Here is a 1,047-nt window from a genome sequence, read left to right as displayed (position 1 = left end):
CACCGGGCCGACGGCAGTACGCACCGCAGGAGGCCGGGGCTGACAGTTCCACCCCAAGGCAGCTGCAGCCAGTTGTCGCACGGGTCAGGCTCCGGCCCCTTGCGGCACATCACGATCCTCACAGTTGCCGCAGATCACGTGGACCGCCAGGCTCTTGTCGGTCTGGCGGTCGATCCCATCGAGGAAGTCCCGGAAGTCCACCGCCCGATGCTGCGCGGACAGCTTCGCGATCACCTTGCCCGTCGCGGTGTTCAGGGCGGCGAACAAATCGACGGTGCCGTGGCGGACATAGTCGAAACTCCGCCGCTCGGGCATTCCCGGCAGCATCGGCAGCACTGGCGTGGTCCGCTCCAGGGCCTGGATCTGCGGCTTCTCCTCCATCGCGAACACGACGGCGTTCGCCGGCGGGGTGGGACAGAGGCCGACAACGTCACGGATCTCATCGATCAGGAACGGGTCCGGGGAGATCTTGAACGTGTCGGTCCGCCATGGTTGCAGGCCGAAAACCTGCCAGATCCACAGCACACTCGCCGGGGAGATCCCCACGACCTCGGCCAGCTCCCGCTTCGACCAGTGCGTCCCGCCAGGTTGTGTCCCTTCCAGAGTGCGGACCACCACCTCTTCCACCTGGGCATCGGTGACGGTCCGCGGCACCCCGGGCCGAGGCTCGTCCGCCAGACCGTTCAGGCGGTCCCGCAGGAATCGGGTCCGCCATCTGGCCACCGTCCTGCGCTCGGTACCCAGACGCGCGGCGACCATCGTGTTGCTCCACCCCCGCGCGCACGCCAACACGATCTGTGCCCGCTGGGCCAGGCCCTGCGCAGTTGAACGCCGCCTCGCCCAGCCCTCCAACGCCGACCGCTCACCCTCCGACAGCGCCAACGGCGGCAGCCCGGTACCTCCCATCCAACCAGGACACCGGCCCCAAGCCCGTCACGTCAGGCAAAGCGGGTCTGTCCAGTAAACGGTGTAACTGGTTGGGTTTCTGAGGTCAGATTCGGTTGTTGGTGAGGCGTCCGTCGAAGGTGATGTCGAAGGCCTGCAGCG

The 1,047-nt window shown here is 67.3% G+C and carries 1 protein-coding gene; it reads right to left on the bottom strand.

Features of this window, described 5'->3' with window-relative positions:
* Positions 1-84: 84 nt before the first annotated feature.
* Positions 85-906 carry an IS630 family transposase gene (locus IF89_RS0135535; RefSeq protein WP_420707024.1) on the bottom strand — a complete coding sequence of 274 codons (822 nt, stop codon included), beginning with the start codon at positions 904-906 and terminating at the stop codon, positions 85-87.
* Between the last annotated feature and the right edge of the window lie 141 nt (positions 907-1,047).

This window comes from Streptomyces sp. NRRL F-2664 (assembly GCF_000719345.1).
Classification (GTDB): domain Bacteria; phylum Actinomycetota; class Actinomycetes; order Streptomycetales; family Streptomycetaceae; genus Streptomyces.
Note: the sequence above shows the minus strand (reverse complement) of the source record. Positions and strands in the feature narration are given on the sequence as shown.